The organism is Mesorhizobium sp. M0715, assembly GCF_040320355.1.
In the GTDB taxonomy this organism is placed as follows: Bacteria; Pseudomonadota; Alphaproteobacteria; order Rhizobiales; family Rhizobiaceae; genus Mesorhizobium.
In genome coordinates, this window is sequence record NZ_JAMYPL010000001.1 from 61,320 (window position 1) to 83,996 (window position 22,677).

Consider the following 22,677-nt stretch of genomic DNA (forward strand, 5'->3'; position numbering starts at 1 on the left):
ACAAGGTGCTTGCGCCTCCGCTTCATCAAACTCAATTGCAGCATTGTCATTCACGCCGCCGATCGCTCGCGTCCGCTGCGAAAGCGGCAGCGATTGCGCCTCTCAGCGGGTTGCTCAACCGTGTCAGGAGCGTAATCCGGCTGGCTGGCAAATCCGGCAATCCATGCGACCGGTTCAGTATCACGCAATCGGCCGGTACCTGGCTCTGCCCGATCGCCGCCACTCCCAGGCCCGCGCTGGCGGCCGATTGCAACGCGGTCACCGAACCGCCGGTGAAGGCGAGGCGCCAGGCGGTATTGCTGCCATCGAGCGCGCGTTCCGCTGCCAGTCGGACGGTGCAGGATCCGGGCAATGCCAACAGCGGCAACGCGGCAGACGACCGCCAGACGTCAGGCGACCTTGCACACCAGACAAGCTGGTCTCGGTAGAGCGGGATGCCCTGGCGCCGGCTGATATCCATGCGCACGACGGCAAAATCGGCCTTGCCTGCGTCGTAGCGGGCCTGCATCTCGGCTGAGAGACCCACCGACACTTCCAGCAGCAATTCCGGAAAGACCTGGCTCAGACGCCCAAACGCCGACTCCAGAAGCGCACCGGCGGCGTGATCGCCGATGGCCGCCCGGAGCGTGGTGGTTTGCGTGCCAGCATCGAATGTGGCCACGGCCCGGTCATGAGCCTCGAGGACCTGCCGCGCCGAAGCAAGGAACCGCGCGCCTTCGGGCGTCAGCGAAACCGCGCGCGGCGTCCGCGCCAGGAGACGCCGCTCCATCGTTTGCTCGAGCTTGCGGACCCGCAGGCTGATCGCCGACTGGGTGGTCCCGAGAAGATCGGCCGCGGTGGTGAAGCTCTCGCAGTCGGCAACAAGCACGAAGCTGCGAAGCTGTTCGATGGCAAGATGCTTCATTTCGTACTCATATCATAGAGACAGCTACTATGACATTTCCAAATGCTCCTGGTCGAGTCATATGGATTCCGACGAAGCGCGGCGGCTGCCGGCTGACCCGGAAGGAGAATGATTAGATGTCTCGCCTATCGCCAATAAACGAAGATTCCGATAGGGAAGCCGGCAAGCTTCTGGCGGAAACGCGACGCCAGCTCGGACGCGTCCCGAACCTCTATCGCGTCCTGGCCAACTCTCCGGTCGCTCTCAAAGGTTATCTGCAATTTCGCGAGTCGCTGCAGAGCGGCCGTCTCAGTTCGAAATTGCGCGAGCAGATCGCCCTGATAACTGCTGAGGTGAACCGCTGCGAATACTGCGTTTCGGCCCACGCATTTCGCGGATCCAAGATCGGCATCTCCGATACGGAATTGGAGCTAAATCGCAGGGGCGATTCAAGCGATGCCAGAGTGGCGGCCACGCTGGCGTTGGCTGCGGATGTGGCGCGTAGCCGCGGAGCCGTCACCGACCAGGCATTCGGCGCCGCCAGGGCCGCGGGGCTCGACGACGAGGAACTGGCAGAGGTGATCGCGCATGTCGCACTCAACTTCTATTCCAACATCCTCAATCACTTCGCCCAGCCAGAACTCGACTTTCCACGGACAGTGCTTCTCAATGACTGACCTCGTGACCCTCGATCCGAGTTCGATGGCGACCATTCCGCGTCACCAGATCGTCGTTTCCTCCAGCTATGGTTTCGATGAGACACTGCAACGGCTTCGCGACGCCATCGCTGCTGCCGAGCTATGGATCATCCATGAGATCGATCCGCAGGCCCTGCTCAGGAAAGGCGGGATCTCCACCATTCGGCTCCGTCAACTGCTTTGGTTCCACCCGCGATACATGGCGCGCCTGTTGCTGACCGATCCTGGCGCCGTGCCCGAAGCGCCGTTCAAGTTCGTGGTCAGCGAACAAGCAGCCGGCGTGACGGTCTGCGCCTTGAACCCGATTTTGGTGTTCTCGCCATATCCCCGGCTTTTTGGTCTCGCCCATGAACTGTTCGACGCGACGGAGCGAATGCTCGAGACGGTTTCCACGATGCCGGTGTCGGGAGGCGATATCTAGCGGAGCCATGAGCGGTCCGGCCGCCTGCATCAGGCGTGGTCATCTAGTCCCGATGCGGCCGAGATGGTGTCCGGAAAGCCGGTCGACAGCTTCAGGCCATAGCCCAGCGCACGGTCGATGGCGATGTGGGCGATCCAGATCAGCAACCGCCATCGCATTGCCCCACATGTGCCCGGCGAGCAGCAACAGCGCGGGCACGGTCAGGGGGCCTCGCCGGTCATTCGCGGCGTTTGGGGCGCAGCCTCACCACGATGTCGACATTGGCGATCTCCATCCCTTCCGGAGGCTCCGGCAGGTTGGCAACCGTCACCGGACCGCTGTCGATGTCGAATATGCGGTTTTCGCCTTCGATGTAGAAATGGTGGTGGTCGGAGGTATTGGTGTCGAAATAGGTTTTCGCGCCCTCGACGGCGAGGATGCGCAAAAGTCCCGCCTGGGTAAACTGGTGAAGGGCATTGTAGACGGTGGCCAGCGACACCGGCACGCCGGCGGCAACCGCCTCCTCGTGCAGTTCCTCGGCCGACAGATGCCGGTCGCCCTTGGCGAAAAGCAGATCGGCCAGCGCAATGCGCTGACGCGTCGGCCTCAGGCCGGCTTCACGGACCCGCTTGTCCACAGCGACATTTTCCTTCCGGCCGTCCAGGTCCATCTTCTCGTCGAACCCCACAGTTCCGCCCCAAGACACGCCCAGAATGGCAAAAAAATGAACGTCTGCCGAAACCGGACCTCTCAGGACATATATTCTGTCGTCCGAATGCGATCAATAGCGCGCATTGACCCAGGCAGACGAGCAGGCTAAGCGCAAACGCCGGTTTCCGGCCTGAAACAGATTGTGTTAGGAAACCAACGACAAGGGCACCCGATAGCCCGGAACGATATGGGATGAGATTGATGGCGGGTAAATCCAGCTACGAGTACGACGAATTGCTGGCCTGCGCCCGCGGCGAACTGTTCGGACCGGGCAACGCCCAGCTTCCTTATCCGCCGATGCTGATGTTCGACCGCATCACCGAGATCAGCGAGACGGGCGGCGCCTTCGAGAAGGGTTTCATCCGCGCGGAGTTCGACATCAAGCCGGACCTGTGGTTCTTTGCCTGCCATTTCATCGGCAATCCGATCATGCCGGGGTGCCTCGGCCTCGACGCCATGTGGCAATTGACGGGCTTCTATCTTGGCTGGCTGGGCGAACCCGGCAAGGGGATGGCGCTGTCGACCGGTGAAGTGAAATTCAAGGGCATGGTCACGCCCTCGGTGAAGAAGGTCGAATATGGCATCGACTTCAAGCGCGTGATGCGGGGCCGGCTGGTGCTCGGCATCGCCGATGGCTGGCTGAAGGCGGATGGCGAACCCATATACGCGGCAACGGATTTGAAAGTCGGTCTGTCCAAGCAGTCGGCGGTTGGCTGACCGGCATCCCTGGCCAGCTCTCTGGCCAGCATCCCTGGAAGGAGTTGCGAATGAGACGTGTCGTAGTCACAGGCATCGGCGTTGTGTCGTCGATCGGCAACAATGCCAACGAGGTGCAGACCTCTCTGCATGACGCCAAATCCGGCATCAGCTTCTCCGATTCCTTCGCCGAACACGGCTTCCGTTGCCAGGTCTGGGGAGCGCCGACGCTCGATCCATCGGCCATGATCGACCGCCGTGCGATGCGCTTCCTGAGCCAGGGGGCTGCCTGGAACCATGTCGCCATGGATCAGGCGATCGCGGATGCGGGCCTCGGCGAGAGCGACATCACCAATGAGCGCACCGGCATCGTCATGGGATCGGGCGGACCATCCACCCGCACCATCGTCGAAGCTGCCGAAACGACGCTGAAGAATGGCAGTCCCAAGCGCATCGGTCCGTTCGCGGTGCCGAAGGCAATGTCATCAACCGCATCGGCAACGCTTGCCACCTGGTTCAAGATCCACGGCGTCAACTACTCGATCTCGTCGGCCTGTTCGACCTCGGCGCACTGCATCGGCAATGGCTACGAATTGATCCAGTGGGGCAAGCAGGACATCATCTTTGCCGGCGGCCACGAGGATCTCGACTGGACGATGTCGGACCTGTTCGACGCCATGGGCGCGATGTCGTCGAAATTCAACGACAAGGCATCGACCGCTTCCCGCGCCTATGACGCCAATCGCGACGGCTTCGTCATCGCTGGCGGCGCCGGGGTGCTGGTGCTGGAAGAGCTTGAGCATGCCAAGGCGCGCGGCGCCAAGATCTATGCCGAGATCGTCGGCTATGGCGCGACGTCGGATGGCTACGACATGGTTGCTCCTTCAGGCGAGGGCGCGGTCCGCTGCATGCGCCAGGCGCTGGCCACGGTTTCCACACCGGTCGACTACATCAACACCCATGGCACCTCGACGCCGGTGGGAGATTCCAAGGAAATGGGAGCGATCCGCGAGGTGTTCGGCCCAGAGATGCCGTATATCACCTCGACGAAGTCGCTGACCGGCCATTCGCTGGGCGCGGCCGGCGTGCAGGAATCCATCTATTCGATCCTGATGATGCAGGGCGGCTTCATCGGCGAAAGCGCCCATATCGAGACCCTCGACCCCGAATTCGAGGGCATGCCGATCGTGCGAAAGCGCATCGACGACGCCAGGATCGATACTGTCTTGTCCAATTCGTTCGGCTTCGGCGGCACCAACGCCACGCTCGTTTTCCAGCGCTATTCCGCATAAGGATTTGCCGGCCATGGACGGATTGATGAAGGGCAAGCGCGGGCTTGTCATGGGTGTCGCCAACGATCATTCGATCGCTTGGGGAATTGCCCGGAAATTGTCCGAACATGGGGCGGAACTCGCCTTCACCTATCAGGGCGATGCCTTCGGACGCCGGGTCAAGCCGCTGGCCGACAAGCTCGGCGCCTCGCTGGTGGTGCCGTGCGACGTCGAGGACAGCGCTTCGGTCGCCGCCACATTCGAGACCCTGGGCAAGGAATGGGGCGGGCTGGATTTCATCGTCCACGCCATCGGCTTTTCCGACAAAAACGAGTTGAAAGGCCTCTACGCCGACACCAGCCGGGACAATTTCGTCCGTACCATGGTGATCTCTTGCTACTCCTTCACCGAGGTCGCCCGCCATGCAGCCACCTTGATGCAGGACGGCGGATCGATGATCACGCTGACCTATGCGGGCTCCGTCCGCGTCATGCCGAACTACAATGTCATGGGCGTCGCCAAGGCAGGGCTGGAGGCGAGTGTCCGCTACCTCGCCAACGATTACGGTCCGCGTGGCATCAGGGTGAACGGCATATCGGCTGGACCCGTGCGCACGCTCGCCGGCGCCGGTATTTCCGATGCGCGCCATATGTTCTCCTACCAGCAGCGAAACTCGCCGCTGCGCCGCACGGTGACCATCGACGAGGTCGGCGGCTCGGCACTTTATCTGTTGTCGGATCTGTCTTCCGGGGTTACCGGCGAGATCCACTATGTCGATTCCGGCTATCACATCGTTTCCATGCCGACACTCGACGAATTGAAGCAGACCGACGGCGGACGAGACTAACGCCTGTCGCCCAAAGGTGCGCGGCGGTTTTGGAATGGCGACATTTGAAGACACGAAGCTTAAAGCGCGCCAACTGAATCCGTTTCAGCGCCAGGCGTATTGATCCGCTCAAGAAATACTTTCGGTCCAATAAAATTGGATTCATTCGCGGAAACTCATTTTAAGGAGATATCCGCTAGAAAGCCCCGTACTCAGGGGAACTTTCAATGCTCGCCGTCAGCAACCCGAAGCGAACACCGGTGTTCCGACTGCTCACCATAGCGAGTTCGGGTCTCGGCAGTTTCGTCCTCGGGCTCTGGGGCTTGAAGCTCGGTCTCGGCGATGGTTTTGCCGGCATCTCCGCGGATATGATGGTCTCGGTGATGGCCGCTCTTTGCGCACTGGCGGCCTCGGTCGCCGCGATGTCCTTTTTCGCCGGCGTCGATGAATCGGCGGATTTCGTCTTCACGGAAACCCATTTCGACAAGCTGACCGGCCTGGTGGCACGCCCGGCGATGGTCGGCAAGATTGCCGAGGCGGCATGCGCGACCAGCCGGACCGGCGAGCCGATGTTCCTCATCGATATCGACATTGACCGCTTCAAGCAGATCAATGACGCCATCGGCTACAGCCAGGGCGACGAGTTGATCCGCGCCTTCACCAAGCGCTTAAAGACGTGCGTGCCGCCGCGCGCTCTGATCGGACGCATCGGCGCCGGTGAATTCGCGATCCTGCTGCCCGACAATCAGGTGTCCGGATCGCTGGAAAGCACCGTCGAGAGGCTCATCGACGAGATGATGGAGCCCTATGATCTCGGTACGCACCTGCAATCGGTCAGCCTGTCGGTCGGCATCGTGGCGATGCCAAAGGACGGCGTCGATCCGGTCCTCATCCTGCGCCGCTCCAATCTGGCGCTGCAGAACGCGCGCGCCAGCGGCGTCGGCAACTGGTCGGTCTTCCATGCCGAAATGGGCAGGGTCGCCGACCATCGCCAATGGATCGAATCCGAACTGCATATAGCCTTCGAGCGTGGTGACTTCGACCTTCATTACCAGCCGCAGCTCGATCTCCCGACCGGCCGCATCGTCGGGTATGAAGCGCTTATCCGCTGGCGGCATCCGGAACGCGGCATGATCCCGCCGATGGAGTTCATTCCGATCGCCGAGGAAACCGGCATGATCGGCCCGATCGGCGAATGGGTGCTGCGCAAAGCCTGCAGCGACGCACAGCATCTGCCCGATGATTGCTTCGTCGCCGTCAACATCTCGCCCGTCCAGTTCATGACCAAGGACTTCGTCGGCATCGTGCGCGACACTATGACGAGCACCGGCATCAAGCCGTCGCGGCTGGAGCTGGAAGTGACCGAGACGGCGATGATGCAGGACCGCGACCGCGCCGCCGCCATCCTGAAGGAGCTTGCGGATATGGGCATCTCGGTCGCCGTCGACGATTTCGGTACCGGCTATTCCAATTTGAGCTACCTGATCGATTTCTCATTCGGCAAGCTGAAGATCGACCGGTCCTTCGTCAGCCGCCTCGACACCGATTCCAGCTCCGGCGCTGTCGTCTCGACCATCGTCGGGCTTTCGCGCGCGCTCGGCGTCAGCATCATTGCCGAAGGCGTCGAGACCGAAAGCCAGGCGACGCTGCTCAGGGCGGCCGGCTGCGAGGTGGTGCAAGGCTATCTTTACGGCAGGCCCGCCCCCCTCAAGATCAGGGTCGGCGACGTGCATGTCACCGATGAGGTCCGGCGCGTCGCCAATCTGCATTGAGTGCGACGCGATGCCTGCTTCTGTCTGAGCATGATCTTTTCCGAAAACCGGTATCCACTTTTCGGGATCATGCTTCAACGACGAGCGGAAAGCACCTTGAACATGCCGTCGCGGGCGAGTTCGGCATGGCTCGAAAAGGCAGCCGCCAGGATCGGCTCATAGGGAAGCTGACGGTTGGCGACCATGAGCAGCCGCCCACCCGGCTTCAAGGCCTTGGCCGCCGCGCGGATCATGCCGGCGCCGATCTCCGGCTCGGCCGCCCGGCTGCGATGAAAGGGCGGGTTCATCGCAATCGCGTCGTAGCGCTTCTCGACTGGTTCCTTCAACAGATCGATCCAGAAGAAATTCCTGGCGATCGACTGGCCGACTCCTGCCAGATTGAGCTTTGCGGCTTCGAGCGAGGCGAAATCGGCCTCATAGAGGTCGAGCGCCTGAACGCCGGGGGAGCAGGCGGCGATCTCGGCAGCCAGATACCCCCAGCCGGCGCAGAAATCGGCAACGCTGCCCCGCAGATCATTGGGCAGGTTCTCGACCAGCAATTTGGAGCCGGTATCGATCCGGTCGAAGGAAAACATGCCGGGCGCGGTGCGGAACCGGTTTTCAACCAGCAGAGCGGGATTGGCGGCGCGCAGTTCTTCCGCGACGGCGAGATCCGCGGGACGGCGTAACCAGAAGGCGATGCCGTGATATTTCGGCAGATGGCCCTCAAGGGGGACAAGTTCGTCAACGCGCTTGCGCAGGCTGGCAATGCCGTCATCCTTGCCGCCGGCAATGACGACCAAGGCGCCAGGCGCCACGCGCTCAAGCGCATCGGCGATGCGCACCTCGTTCAGGCCGCGATGCCGGCCGGCCAGCACAAGTGCCATATCGAAGCCGCCGCCTTCCGGTTGCGCGGTGACGCCGGAGGCCTGCAACGCACGAAAATCCGGCCGGAAGCCTTGCACGAGGTGAAGCGTCGCCTCGAAGCCTTCAGGCAGGCGAAATCCTGGCTCAGCGCCGAGAAACAGCACGCGCTCGCCCTTTACCGGCAAAGCAACAGCCTCGGCCTCAAAGGGATGGAAAAGCGTCTTCAACGGCTCGGCGGACATTGTTCGATCTCGACCTGTCTAGACGATCTGAAAGTGAAAACGGAGCTAAAATGAAAACGGGCGCGACATAAGCCGCGCCCGTTTCGATTCATGGTCTCAGACCAATCAGGCGGCGTTTTCTTCGCCTTCGGTCTTCTTGTCGCGGGCGAGTTCCTTGCCGGTGGCCTGGTCGACGACCTTCATCGACAGGCGGACCTTGCCGCGCTCGTCGAAGCCCATCAGCTTGACCCAGACCTTATCGCCTTCCTTGACCACGTCCGAGGTCTTGGCGACCCGGTCGTTGGCAAGCTGCGAGATGTGGACGAGGCCATCACGCGGACCGAAGAAGTTGACGAAAGCGCCGAAGTCCGCGGTCTTGACGACCGTACCTTCGTAAATCTCGCCGACTTCCGGCTCGGCGACGATGGTGTGGATCCACTTCTTCGCCGCCTCGATCTCCTTGGCGTTGGACGAAGCGATCTTGACCGTGCCGTCGTCCTCGATGTTGATCTTGGCGCCGGTCTTTTCGACGATCTCGCGGATGACCTTGCCGCCCGAGCCGATCACGTCACGGATCTTGTCGGTCGGGATGTGCATCACTTCGATGCGCGGTGCGAACTCACCCAGTTCCGAACGCGCGCCGGTCAGAGCATGCGCCATCTCGCCGAGGATGTGCTGGCGGCCATCCTTGGCCTGGTCCAGCGCGATCTTCATGATCTCCTCGGTGATGCCTTCGATCTTGATATCCATCTGCAGCGAGGTGATGCCGCTGGCGGTGCCGGCGACCTTGAAGTCCATATCGCCGAGGTGATCTTCGTCACCGAGGATGTCGGAGAGAACGGCGAAACGCTCGCCTTCCTTGATCAGGCCCATGGCGATACCGGCGACGGGCTTGGCCAGCGGCACGCCGGCATCCATCAGCGCCAGCGAGGTGCCGCAGACAGTGGCCATCGACGACGAACCGTTGGACTCGGTGATCTCCGAGACGACGCGCAGCGTGTAGGGGAACTGGTCAGCGCTCGGCAGCATCGGGCGAATGGCGCGCCAGGCGAGCTTGCCATGGCCGATTTCGCGACGACCCGGCGAACCCATGCGGCCGGTCTCACCGACGGAATAGGGAGGGAAGTTGTAGTGAAGGAGGAACTTCTCCTTGTACATGCCGGTCAGCGAATCGACATACTGCTCGTCCTCGCCGGTGCCGAGCGTGGCAACGACCAGCGCCTGGGTCTCGCCGCGGGTGAACAGCGCCGAACCGTGGGTGCGCGGCAGAACGCCGACTTCGGAGACGATCTTGCGAACCGTGCTCAGGTCGCGGCCATCGATGCGCGAACCGGTATCGAGGATGTTCCAGCGAACCACCTTGGCCTGGAGTTCCTTGAACACGCTGCCGATCTGCTCGGAAGTGTATTTGGCGTCTTCACCTTCGGCCGGGGCAAACGCTGCCTTGACCTTCGCCTTGACGGCGTCGACGGCGGCGTAACGCTTCTGCTTGTCGACGTTCTTGTAGGCATTGCTGAGTTCGTCGCCGACGATCTTCAGCATCTCGGCTTCAAGCGCGGAATAGTCCGGCGCGGTGAAGTCGCGCGGCTCCTTGGCGGCAACTTCGGCCAGCTTGATGATGGCGTCGATAACCGGCTGGAAGCCCTTGTGGCCGAACATGACCGCGCCGAGCATCAGCTCTTCGCCGAGTTCCTTGGCTTCGGACTCGACCATCAGCACGGCATCTGTGGTGCCGGCGACGATCAGATCGAGCTTCGATTCCTGCATCTCGTCGACATGCGGGTTGAGCACATATTCGCCGTTGATATAGCCGACGCGAGCGCCGCCGATCGGGCCCATGAAGGGAACGCCGGAGAGCGTCAGGGCGGCCGAAGTGGCAACGATCGACAGGATGTCCGGATCGTTCTCGAGATCGTGCTGGACGACGGTGACGACGATCTGGGTGTCGTTCTTGTAGCCGGAGGCGAAGAGCGGGCGGATCGGGCGGTCGATGAGGCGGGAAACCAGCGTTTCCTTCTCGCTCGGACGGCCTTCACGCTTGAAATAGCCACCCGGGATCTTGCCGGCGGCGTAGGTCTTTTCCTGGTAGTTGACGGTCAGCGGGAAGAAATCGAGGCCGGGCTTCGGCTCCTTCATCGAAACGACGGTGGCGAGAACCTTGGTCTCGCCGTAGGTGGCGAGCACCGCGCCGTCAGCCTGGCGTGCGATCTTGCCGGTTTCGAGGATGAGCGGACGGCCGCCCCATTCGATTTCCACTTTGTGGTGATTGAACATGTCTTGTCCTTAATATGAGGAAAGGGCCGCGCCGTTTCACGGTGCGCGGATGCCCTTTCCCTGGCTTCCTTTCTCGGGCAGCCACGGGCAAGACAACGGGAAGCTCGGGTGATTTCGGCGCGGTGCGCGCGCGAGCGTCCTGCAATCCTGCCCCATGACCGTCCATGGGCGGTTTCGAGTGCCCTCTGCACGATCGAAACCGGGTCTGGCCAGTCGATGCGACTGGCAGAATGCGCGACCGGCGGGCTCTCCTTCGAAAGCCCGCCGGTCAATTCGTCAACGGCGCAGACCGAGCTTCTCGATCAGCGTCTGGTAGCGCGCGTCGTCCTTGCGCTTGAGATAATCAAGCAGGCTGCGGCGCTGGGAGACGAGAGCAAGCAGACCACGGCGGGAATGGTTATCCTTCTTGTGGTCCTTGAAATGGTCGGTCAGGTTCTTGATGCGCTCGGAAAGGATGGCCACCTGGACTTCCGGAGACCCGGTATCGCCCTTGGCGGTTGCGAATTCACCCATCAATTCCTGTTTGCGCTCGGCAGTAATCGACATCGTGTTTTTCCTTATCTGTTTGAGGAAACGGGTCGCCCTCAGCCGGGATGTCGTCCAGCAGGGGCCGGTGCAAGCAAAACGTCATAGCGCTATGCTGCGGCGCATATAGTGCAATTCCCCGGAAAACACCAGCCCAATTCACAAGCCGGCTTTTCAGGCTAAAATGGCAGGTTTTAGCCTTGTCAAAGCCATTTCTTCCATTTGAAGAAGGCGATCAGCCCGAACGCGACAAGCGCCATGAACAGCAGCGACAAGGGATAGCCATAATAGGCCTTCAGTTCCGGCATGTTCCAGGGCGAAGACTCCGGATCGAAATTCATGCCCCAGATGCCGACCAGGAAGGTGAGCGGCATGAAGATGACCGAGACGATGGTGAGATAGCTGATGACGTCGTTGGTGCGCGCCTGGCTCAGCGACAGGTGCATCTCGATCAGGCCGGTCAGCATGTCGCGCTGGGTTTCGACCAGCTCGATCAACCGTAGCGCATGGTCGAGCGTGTCGTTGAGGAAGATCTTGGTCTCGGCCTTCACATAGGGCACATCGTTGCGGATCAGCGTCGCCAGCGCATCGCGCATCGGCCACAGCACGCCTTTCAGCACGTTGGCGTCGCGCCGCAATTCATGCAGCTGCCGCATCTGATGCTTGTGCGGCGAATGCAGCATCTGGTCCTCGATGCTGTCGACCGTATCGCCGGCGGCCTCGATCGGCGGAAAGTAGCTGTCGACGATGGCGTCGATCAGCGCATAGGCGAGGTAATCGGCACCGCGGGCGCGCAACCGGTTGGGCGCTGAGCTTTCGATGCGCTTGCGCACGGGATCGAACGGATCGCCTTCACGCTCCTGGAAGGTGACGACGAAATTATTGCCGAAGAAGACGGCGATCTGCTCATAGCGGTGCGAGGCGACGTCGTCGATCATCCTGACGACGACGAAGGCATGATCCTCGAAAAAGTCGACCTTCGGCCGCTGGCCGGTGTTGACGACGTCCTCCAGCGCCAGCGGATGCAGGCTGAAAATGCGGCCGATCTCCTCGATCAGCGGGATGTTGGCGAGGCCGGTACAATCGAGCCAGATAACCGGCCACTTGTCGCAATGGGTGTTGAGGTCGTCGATGCTGGCATTTTCGATAGTCTTGAATTTTTCGGGCGAGATCAGCGTCAGCCTGAGTTCGCTGCGCCGCGCCGAGGGATCGGCGATCAGCGTGCCGGGCGACGCACCGACCGGCGGCCGCCGCGTTTTCACTGGTGCCCGCGTCTTCACGGTCTCAGCCTTTGCCATATGCCCCTCGTGCGAGTCCTCGCCTCGACATTAGACGACAGGAGTCACCCGGCAAAGACCCGCTTGGGCTTGAACATGCCTTGCTCGATGGCACCGATGGCGACCAGCTTGCCGCGCGCCGTGGCGCAGGCTTCCTCGGCTACCACCGGTGCATCACGGCCGCGGATGATGACTGGATTGCCGAGGCGGACCTTGGTCGCCGCATCGTCGCTGATGGCGATCTGCGGCAGGCAGTCAAGGGCGGCCGATGTATCGACCAGAAGCGCATCGATGGCGTCGAAGTCGATTGGTACTTCCACCTTGTCGACAGCCTCTGTCGTGTCAGCGGCTTCCGTTGCGTCCGTGACGTCCGTCGTGCTGTCTTCGTCCTGGACACCGAAACGGGCGGCTTCCAGTTCGGCAATGGTGACGAAATCCTCCGCCGTGAACGGCTCGACCTCGACCCGGCGCAATTCGGAAATGTGGCCGAAACAGCCGATGTCGCGGCCCATGTCGCGGGCCAGCGCGCGCACATAGGTGCCCTTGCCGCATTCGACCTCGAAAACGGTATGGTCGGCGCCATGCTCGACAACGTCCAGACGGCCGATCTCGATCTCGCGCGCGGGTATGTCGACTGTCGCGCCGTCGCGGGCCAGATCATAGGCACGCTCGCCCGCGATCTTGATGGCCGAGAATTGCGGCGGCGTCTGCATGATGACGCCAGTGTATTTCGGCAGCAGGGCGAGCACTTGGGCTTGCGACGGGCGCAGGTCGGACTCTTTCGTCACCGGACCTTCGAGGTCATCGGTGGAGCGCTCCTGCCCCCAGGCAACGGTGAAGCGATAGATCTTTGCGCCGTCCTGCACGTAGGGAACGGTCTTGGTGGCCTCGCCAAGCGCGATCGGCAGCATACCGGACGCCAGCGGGTCGAGCGTGCCGGCATGGCCGGCCTTTTCGGCCTGGAACAGCCATTTGATCTTGGAGACGGCTTCGGTCGAGCCCATGCCGACCGGCTTGTCCAGGATCAGCCAGCCCGAGATCGGCCGGCCCTTCTTCTTGCCGCGGCGCGCCACTATTCGGTGTCCTTGTTGTCGTCTTTGCCCTGATCCGCGTTTTCCTGGTCCTCAGGACCCAGATCGCGCGCCACTTCAGGTGACTTCAACAGGTCATTGATCCTGGCAAAATTGTCGAAGGAGGTGTCGAGCTTGAAGCGGAACTCCGGCATGAACTTCATCTGCCGCAGCGCGCCGGAGACACGGCCACGGACGAATTTCGCATGCTTGTTCAGCGCCTCGACCACCGCATCGGTATCCTTGGCGCCGAGCGGCGAGACGAAAGCGGTAGCGACCTTCAAATCGGGCGACATGCGCACTTCCGAGACCGACACCACGGTGTTCTCGATCAGCGGATCGATGATCTCGCCGCGCTGCAGGGTTTCGGATAGCGCATGGCGCACCTGTTCGGCGACGCGCAGCATGCGCTGGGATGGGCTGGATGTGGTTGGACGGGGCATTTTTCTCTATCCTGAAAGCGTGAGGCGCGGGATGGGACCGTGCCGCATGTCTCATATGGGTCGTTCTCAATAGACCTCGGGCGGCGGCCTCTCGGCCACCGCCCGGTATGGACAAGTCACTCGAACTCAGAGTGTCCGGGTCACCATCTCGACGCGGAAGCACTCGATGACGTCGCCGACTCGCATGTCCTCGTAGTTCTGGAAGGCCATGCCGCATTCCTGGCCGCCGGGGACTTCCGAAACTTCGTCCTTGAAGCGCTTCAGCGTCTTCAGCGTGCCTTCGTGGATGACGACGTTGTCGCGGATCAGGCGCACGCCCGCACCACGCTCGACCTTGCCTTCGGTGACACGGCAGCCGGCGATCTTGCCGACCTTGGTGATGTCGAAGATCTCGAGGATCTGCGCGTTGCCGATGAAGGTCTCGCGACGCTCCGGCGACAGCAGGCCCGACAGAGCCGCCTTCACGTCATCCACAAGGTTGTAGATGATCGAGTAATAGCGAATCTCGATGCCAGCCGCCGCTGCAGCGGCACGTGCCTGGACGTTGGCGCGAACGTTGAAGCCGATGATCGCGGCACCCGAAGTCTCGGCCAGCGACACGTCGCTTTCGGTGATGGCGCCGGCGCCGGCATGGACGATGCGCGCACGCACCTCGTCGGTGCCGAGCTTGTCGAGCGCGGCGTTGATCGCCTCGATCGAGCCCTGCACGTCGCCCTTGATGACCAGCGGGAATTCCTTCAGCCCGCTTGTCTGCAATTGCGACATCATCTGCTCGAGCGAACCGCGCTGGCCGGCATGCTTGGCAACCGCCTTCTCGCGCGCCAGACGCTGGCGGTATTCGGTGATCTCGCGGGCACGGGCCTCGTTGTTGACCACGGCGAAGCGGTCGCCGGCCTGCGGGGTGCCCTGCAAGCCAAGCACTTCCACCGGCATCGCCGGCGGCGCTTCCTTGATCTGCACGCCACGGTCGTTGACCAGCGCGCGCACCCGGCCCCATTCGTTGCCGGCAACAAGGATGTCGCCCGGCATCAGCGTGCCGGTCTGCACCAGCACGGTGGCAACGGGACCACGGCCCTTGTCGAGCTGGGCTTCGATGACGACACCCTCGGCGGTACGATCCGGATTGGCCTTCAGGTCGAGAATTTCGGCCTGCAGCAGGATCGCCTCGAGCAATTTGTCGAGATTGGTGCCCTTGGTCGCCGACACTTCGACGTCCAGAACTTCACCGCCCATGGATTCGACGAAGACCTCGTGGCGCAGCAGTTCGGAGCGCACTTTCTGCGGATCGGCATCATGCTTGTCGATCTTGTTGATCGCCACGATGATCGGAACGCCGGCCGCCTTGGCATGGCTGATCGATTCGATCGTCTGGGGCATGACGCTGTCATCGGCCGCAACCACCAGGATGGCGATGTCGGTCGCCTGGGCGCCACGAGCACGCATCGCCGTGAAGGCGGCGTGGCCGGGCGTGTCGATGAAGGTGATCTTGTGACCGTTCTTCTCGACCTGGTAGGCGCCGATGTGCTGGGTGATGCCGCCGGCTTCGCCGGAGACGACATTGGCGTTGCGGATCGCGTCGAGCAGCGAGGTCTTGCCGTGATCGACGTGACCCATGATCGTCACGACCGGCGGACGCGAAACCAGATCCTCGGCATTGTCGGCGATGTTGAACAGGCCTTCCTCGATGTCGGACTCGGCGACGCGGCGGACCGTGTGGCCGAATTCGGTAGCAACCAGCTCGGCCGTGTCGGCGTCGATGACGTCGCCCGGCTTCAGGATCTGGCCCTGCTTCATGAAGAACTTGACCAGGTCGACCGCGCGCTCGGACATGCGTTGCGCCAGTTCCTGGATGGTAATGGTCTCTGGCAGGATCACTTCGCGCATGACTTTCTCGCGCGGCTCATTGTGCATCGCGCGCTTGAATTTTTCCTGGCGGCGACGCATCGACGACAGCGACCGGGCTCGCGCGTCTTCGTCGGACAATGCTGAATTCAGCGTCAGCTTGCCGCGGCGGCGGTCTTCCTCGGCCTTGGTCGGCTTGGCCGGACGCGCCACTTCGGGCGTGACCGGACGGCGCACCGGTGCGCCGGCACCAACACGCTTCGGCTTGGCCACTTCCTCATCATCGACTGTTGCCAGTTCGGCAGCCAATGGCGCGCGTCGACGGGCCTCTTCCTCAGCCCGACGGCGGGATTCGGCTTCGGTCTGCAACCGCGCCTCTTCCTCGGCCTGGCGGCGTGCGGATTCATCGCGTTCGCGCTTGCGGCGCTCTTCGTCCTCGGCGCGACGCTTGGCATCCTCGGCGGCGCGCTGGCGGTCCTCGACCTCGCGAACTTTCGAGCCCTCGAGGGCCCTGCGGCGTGCTTCCATTTCACTGCGCGAAAGTTCGTTCAGCACCATGCCGCTGCGCTCGACGGGGGCCGGTGGCGGCGGGGGTGGCGGCGCCTTCGGTGCTTCCGGCACGACGACGGGCGCGGCCACGACCGCCGGCTTCGGTGTGAAGACGGGGGCGGCAACGGGCTCCGGCTTGTCGCCGGGCATCGAGAATTTGCGCTTCTTGGTTTCGACGACGACCTGCTTGGTGCGGCCGTGCGAGAAGTTCTGGCGCACAGTGCCCTGTTCCATACCGGGCCGCTTCAGCGTCAAGGTCTTCTTCGGCGTCACACTCAGCGTATTGTCGTCACCCGATTTCGTATCGCTCATTCCATATCCTCTGCGGCATCATCTTCGTCAGCAACAGCCGCAAGCATTGCCAGATCGTCCGGGGAACCGCCCCGATACCGGTCGAGCGCAACCATGCGCTTCTGGACCGCCCTGCCCGCGTCTCCCGCGAGAACGGCAGCATGTATCACATTTGTACCCCCCAATGCCAAGCTCAACTCGGCCTCGGAGAAAAGTTTGTAGGCAAGGATGGCGGGCCCGCCGAGATGGACTGTCGCCCGTCGCGCCTGGCTGATCTTGCGCACGCCGTCGTCGGACGCCTCGGTCGCGTGGAGCACGAAAAGCGCCAATCCACCGCGGACAGCACTTTCGACCTTGGTAGCACCAAGCGAAATTGCGCCTGCCTTGCGGGCAAGACCAAGCATGCCCAGAGCGTGCCTGGAAAGTAGCCCGTCGATCATGCCGCCAAGATCGGGCGGCACGACCACCTGTGCCTTGAAGGCGCGGGCAAAGAGGTTCTTCGCCGCAGCCTTGTCGATATGTAGGCGGTCGGCGCTCACCCAGCAACCGCGGCCGGGCAGATTTCTCTTGATATCGGGAACGACGGCCGAATCCGGGCCGACGACAAACCGGATCAGATCATCCGGTTCGGCTTGTTTGCGCGTAACGATGCAGGTGCGATCGTTCATCTCGTCCAAGGGCGGGTTCGGTGCGATGCGGTTTCACCTCACGCACCAACGGCTTCGTCAGCCGAGACTTCTTCGGCTGCAAGCTCGTCTTCGGTGATCCAGCCGGCCTTGAGGCGGGCGGCCAGAACCATTTGTTCGGCGTCTGCGCGGGTCACGCCATGATTGGCGAGCACGCCCGGATAGACTTTTGTCTCGCCGTCCTTGCGTTCCTTCCAGCCGGTCAGGTCGTCGGCGGCATAGCCGGCGAAATCCTCGATCGTCTTCACGCCGTCCTCGCCAAGCGTCACCATCATGGCGGTGGTGACGCCGGGGATTTCGCGCAATTCGTCCGAAACGCCGAGCGCCTTGCGCTTGTCGTCGTGCTCGGCCTCGATCTTCTCCAGATATTCGCGAGCGCGGGTCTGGATTTCCGAAGCGGTGTCCTCGTCGAAACCGTCGATAGAGGCGATCTCGCCGGAATCGACATAAGCGACTTCCTCGACGCTGGTGAAGCCTTCGGAGGCCAGCACCTGGCCGACCATCTCGTCGACGTCGAGGGCTTCCATGAACAGCGACGAACGCTCGACGAATTCCTTCTGGCGGCGCTCGGATTCTTCGGCCTCGGTCAGGATGTCGATATCCCAACCGGTCAGCTGCGAAGCCAGGCGCACGTTCTGGCCGCGGCGGCCGATGGCCAGCGACAGCTGGTCGTCGGGAACCACGACTTCGATGCGTTCGGCATCCTCGTCGAGCACGACCTTGGCGACTTCCGCCGGCTGCAGCGCGTTGACGATGAAGGACGCCGCCGAAGGCGACCACGGAATGATGTCGATCTTCTCGCCCTGCAATTCGCCGACGACGGCCTGGACGCGGCTGCCGCGCATGCCGACGCAGGCGCCGACCGGATCGATCGAGCTGTCGCGCGAGATGACGGCGATCTTGGCGCGCGAACCCGGGTCGCGGGCGACCGACTTGATCTCGATGATGCCGTCATAGATTTCCGGCACTTCCATGGTGAACAGCTTGGCCATGAACTGCGGATGAGTACGCGACAGGAAGATCTGCGGGCCGCGCTGCTCGCGGCGCACATCGTAGACATAGGCGCGGACGCGGTCGCCATATTTGTAGTTCTCGCGCGGGATCAGCTCATCGCGGCGGATGATCGCTTCGCCGCGGCCGAGATCGACGATGACGTTGCCGTATTCGACGCGCTTGACGGTACCGTTGACGATCTCGCCGATGCGGTCCTTGTACTCGTCATACTGGCGGTCGCGTTCGGCCTCGCGGACCTTCTGCACGATGACCTGCTTGGCCGACTGGGCGGCGATGCGGCCGAAATCCATGGGCGGCAGCTGTTCAGCGATGAAGTCGCCGAGCTGAGCGTCGGGATTGCGCTCGCGCGCCGAGGAAATGGCGATCTGCGTGGCGTAGTCATCGACCTTCTCGACGACTTCCATCAGCCGCTGCAGCTTCATCTCACCGGTGTTCGGGTTGATGTCGGCGCGGATGTTGGTCTCCTGACCGTAACGCGAGCGCGCCGCCTTCTGGATCGCATCGGCCATGGCGGCGATGACGATCGACTTGTCGATCGACTTTTCACGCGCGACCGCGTCGGCGATCTGCAGCAATTCAAGTCTGTTGGCGCTTACAACCATCGTTTTTCTCCCGAGCCTGTTTGCCGGACCTTTGCGCCCGGCAGCTCAATCATAGTTCCTGTTCGTGTTCTTCCGTGGCGTCCGCTTCCGCACCCGACTCGTCGTCGTCCGGTTCGCCGCGGCGTTTCTTGGCTTCCTTGCGCGCCCTGTTGTCCTTCGACAGGGCATCGCGGATAAGATCGTCTGTCAGGATCAAGCGCACATCGGCAATCGCATCATAGGGGACGCGCACCGTCGGCTCCTCGCCATAGGCGGCCTTGTCGCGCTCGATCAGCACATCGTCTTCGCCGGCTTCGGCGATCTTGCCCTTGAAGCGCTTGCGGTCGGCAACGACGATCGATGTTTCCATCTTCACCAGATGACCCGTCCAGGTCGTGAAATCCGATTTGCGGACCAGCGGCCGGTCGATGCCGGGCGACGAGACTTCAAGATGATAGGCCTTTTCGATCGGATCGTCGACGTCGAGCGCCGGCGACACCGCGCGGCTGACCTCTTCGCAATCCTCGACGGTCATGGTGCCGTCCTCGCGTTCGGCCATGATCTGCAGCGTCAGCCCGTTCTGGCCCGACAGATGCACCCGCACGAGGCGGAAGCCGATGCCACGCAGGACCGGCTGGACGATCAGCGCGATGCGCGCATCGATGCCGCTTTCGCGGATGATGCGATCGTCGCCCTCGCTTGCCGTTGCAGTCATTGAAGCCCTGTCGTTCTACTAGGTTATCGGCAGGTAATAAAAAAGAGCGGGACCGGGTGGACCCACTCTTCGTCATACCGACCAAGAATTTGAGGCTGATATAAACGATCATGGCCTGTGTTTCAAGCCCGCTATGCTGGTCGGGCAACGCCGCCATCGAGGCGGCCCGCGCCAGCGTTGCATGGGGTGCATGGCGCCTATGCGGCGACCCCCATGGGATTGGCGCCGAAACGCACCTACCTATGTTGCGCTGCACAAATGTGGCCGTGGGTCACACGTGCGCGAAAGGACATGATCATGAGCAATCGCAAGATATTTTCTGCAATAGGCGACTTCTTCACCGTATTCGGCAGCGCCGTGGCCGCTTCACGGGCCGTGGAAGCCGGTCGCAGGCCGCGCGCCGACGACCTGCGCAACCTCGGCGTCGAGCCTGCCGCCTTCGATCGCATCGGCCGCCGCTTCTAAGACTGCAAGCTTATTTCCGAATGAAGGTAAGATAGGCCGGCCGCCGGCCCTCACGAATGGCCTTGACCTCGTAACGGGTGCCCGGCCAGCCTTCATAGGGCCGGTGCCAGTCCGCCGCCTCGCAAGCCTGCCATGCGAACGCGCCATGCGCGCGGCAATGCAGCAGGGTCCAGTTGACATAGGTGTCGATGTCGGACGCAAAGCGGAATTTTGAACCAGGCTTCAGCACACGCGCGAACCGCTCGAGATTGACCGGGCTGACGAAGCGCCGCTTCCAGTGTTTCTTCTTCGGCCAGGGATCGGGATAGAGCAGATCGATGCCGTCGAGCGAGGCTTGCGGCAGCCAGTCGAGCAGCCTTGTGGCGTCGTCGTCATAAACCCGCAAATTGCCGAGCGGTTTCTCGCGCACCGCCATCATCATCTTGGCCATGCCGTTGACGAAGGGCTCGACGCCGATAAAGCCGATCGCTGGGGCCTCGGTCGCACGATGCAGGAGATGCTCGCCACCGCCGAAGCCAATCTCGAGGCGAACCGCGCGGACATCCGTCTCAAACAAAGCGCTGAGATCAGCCGGCGGCTCGGCCGCCAGATCGAGCCGATATGTGCCGAAGCCGCTTTCCAGCGCGGCCGCCTGCTGCGGGCGCATGGTCTTGCCGCGCCGGCGACCGAAAAAGGCTTCGGTCGCGCGGCTTGGTCTGTCCTTCGGATCCATGGCGGGACTTTGCGGTGCCGCTGTCAGGCGGCGACCGCGTCCTTGAGTGCCTTGGCGAGATCGGTCTTTTCCCAGGAGAAAGACCCATCACGGCCGGCCTTGCGGCCGAAATGGCCGTAGGACGACGTCTTGGCGTAGATCGGTTTGTTGAGATCGAGGTGACGGCGGATGCCCGACGGCGACAGATCCATCACCGTGCGCAACGCGTCCTCGAGCTTTGCCTCGTCGACCTTGCCGGTACCGTGCAAGTCGACATAGACCGACAGCGGCTGAGCAACGCCGATGGCGTAGGAAAGCTGGATGGTGCAGCGGTCGGCGAGTTTCGCCGCCACGACGTTCTTGGCCAGGTAGCGCGCCGCATAGGCCGCCGAACGATCCACCTTGGTGGTGTCCTTGCCGGAGAAGGCGCCGCCGCCATGGGGTGCGGCACCACCATAGGTGTCGACGATGATCTTGCGGCCGGTCAGTCCGGCATCGCCGTCCGGCCCGCCAATGACGAACTTGCCGGTCGGATTGATGTACCACATGCAATCGTCGGCGATCTTGAGGTCGCCCAGCGCCTCTCGGATATAGGGTTCGACGACCTTGCGGACCTTCTTCGAATCCCAGCTCGCATCGAGATGCTGTGTGGACAGCACGATCTGCGTCGCCTCGGCGGCCTTGCCGTCGACATAGCGAACGGTGACTTGGCTCTTGGCATCCGGCCCGAGCTTGCCGGCTTCACCGCTGCCTTCGTGACGGGCGGCAGCCAGCAGTTCGAGGATCTTGTGGCTGTAGTAGATCGGCGCCGGCATCAGATCCGGCGTCTCGCGACAGGCGTAACCGAACATGATGCCCTGGTCGCCGGCACCCTCTTCGCCCTGACGGTCGGAGGCATTGTCGACGCCCTGGCCGATGTCAGGCGACTGGCCGTGCAGCAGAACCTCGATCTTCGCCGTTTTCCAATGAAAGCCGGCCTGCTCGTAGCCGATTTCGCGGATCGCCTTGCGGGCGACCGATTTGAACTTGGCCGGATTGACGACCGAATGCCCGGCGGCATCCTTGAGAATATTGCCGGCCTTGTCCCGCTTGAGCAACGTGTCGGGAACACGCACTTCGCCGGCGATCACGACACGGTTGGTGGTGGCCAGCGTCTCGCAGGCGACACGGACTTTCCACGGGTCCATGCCGGTCTTCTTGGCTTCGCGATACACCAGATCGACGATCTCGTCGGAAATCCGGTCACAGACTTTGTCGGGATGGCCCTCGGCAACGGATTCCGAGGTAAAGAAGTAGTTCTGCCGCGTCACGGGTGTCCCCTCTTGAAAAACGATCGGCAGGCTGCCGATTTTGGCGCGCCACGTGTTAGCGGGGCGAAGCGCCGCTCGTCAAGCGGTGCTTCGGTTCTGGCATGATGTCGATGCAGTTATCTTGTGCCACCGGCGGCAAGACGCCGCCAGTCCTGGCGTGATTGCCGATCAGTCGGGATCGTCGGTGGAGAGGGACTTGACCAGGTCTATGATCCTGCGGCGCACCTTGGCGTCCGCGATCTTGACAAAGGCCCGGTTGAGCTGGAGTCCTTCGGGACTGCCGCAGAATTCGACGGCGAAAGCCATCGACGCGTCCTCGGCAAATCCGCGGCCCGCCACGGGCTCCTGGCCGGGCGCATCCTCGAAAAAGAAGGCGACAGGCACGCCGAGTATGGACGCTATCGCCTGCAATCGGCTGGCGCCGACGCGGTTGGTGCCTTTTTCATATTTCTGAATCTGTTGAAATGTGATGCCGAGGTTTTCTCCCAGCTTTTCCTGGCTCATTCCCAGCATGTTGCGGCGAAGCCGGATGCGACTGCCAACATGGATGTCGATCGGATTCGGTTTCTTCTTGTTGTCTTCTGTCATTTTTTCCTCGCCGAATTTTTTCGGCTTTCTCT

Annotated in this window: 23 protein-coding genes; 7 read left to right on the top strand and 16 right to left on the bottom strand. The window is 62.3% G+C overall.

From position 1 onward, the window contains the following. Nucleotides 1–46 precede the first annotated feature (46 nt). A complete protein-coding gene (locus NKI21_RS00270; RefSeq protein WP_352864048.1) occupies nt 47–904 on the bottom strand; it encodes a LysR family transcriptional regulator in 858 nt (285 codons plus the stop codon). Nucleotides 905–1,020: 116 nt separating this feature from the next. Here NKI21_RS00270 and NKI21_RS00275 point away from each other — a divergent pair, with 116 nt between their 5' ends. Together NKI21_RS00275 and NKI21_RS00280 are read left to right on the top strand one after the other, a co-directional pair. Then, complete coding sequence (locus NKI21_RS00275; protein ID WP_352864051.1) at nt 1,021–1,560, top strand: carboxymuconolactone decarboxylase family protein; 540 nt, start codon at nt 1,021–1,023, stop codon at nt 1,558–1,560. Between the two features lie 4 nt (nt 1,561–1,564). Next, nucleotides 1,565–2,002, top strand: a complete 438-nt coding sequence (locus tag NKI21_RS00280; RefSeq protein ID WP_352439651.1) for a DUF302 domain-containing protein — start codon at nt 1,565–1,567, stop codon at nt 2,000–2,002. A gap of 29 nt (nt 2,003–2,031) precedes the next feature. Here NKI21_RS00280 and NKI21_RS00285 read toward each other — a convergent pair whose 3' ends face one another. Together NKI21_RS00285 and irrA are read right to left on the bottom strand one after the other, a co-directional pair. After that, entirely contained in the window at nt 2,032–2,160 is a 129-nt protein-coding gene (locus tag NKI21_RS00285; RefSeq protein WP_245486205.1) for a DUF4260 family protein, read from the bottom strand. A 59-nt stretch (nt 2,161–2,219) separates the two neighbouring features. Beyond that, nucleotides 2,220–2,651, bottom strand: a complete 432-nt coding sequence (irrA, locus tag NKI21_RS00290; RefSeq protein ID WP_024503471.1) for an iron response transcriptional regulator IrrA — start codon at nt 2,649–2,651, stop codon at nt 2,220–2,222. Nucleotides 2,652–2,893: 242 nt separating this feature from the next. On the opposite strand from irrA, the gene fabA reads away from it, so the two are divergent. The 4 genes from fabA to NKI21_RS00310 all read left to right on the top strand — a co-directional run bounded on the left by fabA (nt 2,894) and on the right by NKI21_RS00310 (nt 7,257). Next, complete coding sequence (gene fabA / locus NKI21_RS00295; RefSeq protein WP_013527885.1) at nt 2,894–3,409, top strand: 3-hydroxyacyl-[acyl-carrier-protein] dehydratase FabA; 516 nt, start codon at nt 2,894–2,896, stop codon at nt 3,407–3,409. 50 nt (nt 3,410–3,459) lie between these two features. After that, nucleotides 3,460–4,680, top strand: a complete 1,221-nt coding sequence (gene fabB, locus NKI21_RS00300; protein WP_023811398.1) for a beta-ketoacyl-ACP synthase I — start codon at nt 3,460–3,462, stop codon at nt 4,678–4,680. Nucleotides 4,681–4,693: 13 nt separating this feature from the next. Then, nucleotides 4,694–5,506, top strand: coding sequence for an enoyl-ACP reductase FabI (gene fabI, locus NKI21_RS00305; RefSeq protein ID WP_023811399.1), 813 nt, complete (start codon nt 4,694–4,696; stop codon nt 5,504–5,506). A 206-nt stretch (nt 5,507–5,712) separates the two neighbouring features. Next, nucleotides 5,713–7,257, top strand: coding sequence for a putative bifunctional diguanylate cyclase/phosphodiesterase (locus NKI21_RS00310; RefSeq protein ID WP_023811400.1), 1,545 nt, complete (start codon nt 5,713–5,715; stop codon nt 7,255–7,257). Nucleotides 7,258–7,331: 74 nt separating this feature from the next. On the opposite strand, the gene NKI21_RS00315 is transcribed toward NKI21_RS00310, so the two are convergent. From NKI21_RS00315 to rimP, 10 genes are all read right to left on the bottom strand, one after another. Further along, nucleotides 7,332–8,345, bottom strand: a complete 1,014-nt coding sequence (locus NKI21_RS00315; protein ID WP_352864056.1) for a class I SAM-dependent methyltransferase — start codon at nt 8,343–8,345, stop codon at nt 7,332–7,334. Between the two features lie 105 nt (nt 8,346–8,450). Beyond that, entirely contained in the window at nt 8,451–10,598 is a 2,148-nt protein-coding gene (gene pnp / locus NKI21_RS00320) for a polyribonucleotide nucleotidyltransferase (RefSeq protein WP_023811402.1), read from the bottom strand. Nucleotides 10,599–10,874: 276 nt separating this feature from the next. Then, nucleotides 10,875–11,186, bottom strand: coding sequence for a 30S ribosomal protein S15 (gene rpsO / locus NKI21_RS00325; RefSeq protein WP_269470859.1), 312 nt, complete (start codon nt 11,184–11,186; stop codon nt 10,875–10,877). 140 nt (nt 11,187–11,326) lie between these two features. Continuing rightward, a complete protein-coding gene (gene corA / locus NKI21_RS00330) occupies nt 11,327–12,421 on the bottom strand; it encodes a magnesium/cobalt transporter CorA (RefSeq protein WP_023811403.1) in 1,095 nt (364 codons plus the stop codon). Between the two features lie 44 nt (nt 12,422–12,465). Then, complete coding sequence (truB, locus tag NKI21_RS00335; RefSeq protein WP_352439654.1) at nt 12,466–13,473, bottom strand: tRNA pseudouridine(55) synthase TruB; 1,008 nt, start codon at nt 13,471–13,473, stop codon at nt 12,466–12,468. Further along, the gene (gene rbfA / locus NKI21_RS00340) at nt 13,473–13,913 is read right to left on the bottom strand and encodes a 30S ribosome-binding factor RbfA (protein ID WP_352439655.1); all 441 of its coding nucleotides are present in this window, start codon (nt 13,911–13,913) and stop codon (nt 13,473–13,475) included. The genes truB and rbfA overlap by 1 nt, the downstream gene beginning before the upstream one ends. Before the next feature lie 126 nt (nt 13,914–14,039). After that, a complete protein-coding gene (gene infB / locus NKI21_RS00345) occupies nt 14,040–16,616 on the bottom strand; it encodes a translation initiation factor IF-2 (protein WP_352439656.1) in 2,577 nt (858 codons plus the stop codon). Then, complete coding sequence (locus tag NKI21_RS00350; RefSeq protein WP_023811407.1) at nt 16,613–17,263, bottom strand: RNA-binding protein; 651 nt, start codon at nt 17,261–17,263, stop codon at nt 16,613–16,615. The genes infB and NKI21_RS00350 overlap by 4 nt, the downstream gene beginning before the upstream one ends. A 38-nt stretch (nt 17,264–17,301) precedes the next feature. After that, the gene (gene nusA / locus NKI21_RS00355) at nt 17,302–18,897 is read right to left on the bottom strand and encodes a transcription termination factor NusA (protein ID WP_013527896.1); all 1,596 of its coding nucleotides are present in this window, start codon (nt 18,895–18,897) and stop codon (nt 17,302–17,304) included. A gap of 49 nt (nt 18,898–18,946) precedes the next feature. Continuing rightward, complete coding sequence (gene rimP, locus NKI21_RS00360; RefSeq protein ID WP_013527897.1) at nt 18,947–19,591, bottom strand: ribosome maturation factor RimP; 645 nt, start codon at nt 19,589–19,591, stop codon at nt 18,947–18,949. Between the two features lie 297 nt (nt 19,592–19,888). Between rimP and NKI21_RS00365 the strand changes: the two genes are divergently transcribed. Next, entirely contained in the window at nt 19,889–20,056 is a 168-nt protein-coding gene (locus tag NKI21_RS00365) for a hypothetical protein (RefSeq protein WP_013527898.1), read from the top strand. Nucleotides 20,057–20,066: 10 nt separating this feature from the next. Here the strand turns inward: NKI21_RS00365 and trmB are convergent, their stop codons facing one another. From trmB to NKI21_RS00380, 3 genes are all read right to left on the bottom strand, one after another. Then, the gene (gene trmB / locus NKI21_RS00370; RefSeq protein ID WP_023811408.1) at nt 20,067–20,768 is read right to left on the bottom strand and encodes a tRNA (guanine(46)-N(7))-methyltransferase TrmB; all 702 of its coding nucleotides are present in this window, start codon (nt 20,766–20,768) and stop codon (nt 20,067–20,069) included. Between the two features lie 23 nt (nt 20,769–20,791). After that, nucleotides 20,792–22,057 carry a methionine adenosyltransferase gene (gene metK, locus NKI21_RS00375; RefSeq protein ID WP_023811409.1) on the bottom strand — a complete coding sequence of 422 codons (1,266 nt, stop codon included), beginning with the start codon at nt 22,055–22,057 and terminating at the stop codon, nt 20,792–20,794. Between the two features lie 168 nt (nt 22,058–22,225). Beyond that, nucleotides 22,226–22,645, bottom strand: coding sequence for a helix-turn-helix domain-containing protein (locus NKI21_RS00380; protein WP_023811410.1), 420 nt, complete (start codon nt 22,643–22,645; stop codon nt 22,226–22,228). Nucleotides 22,646–22,677 lie beyond the last annotated feature (32 nt).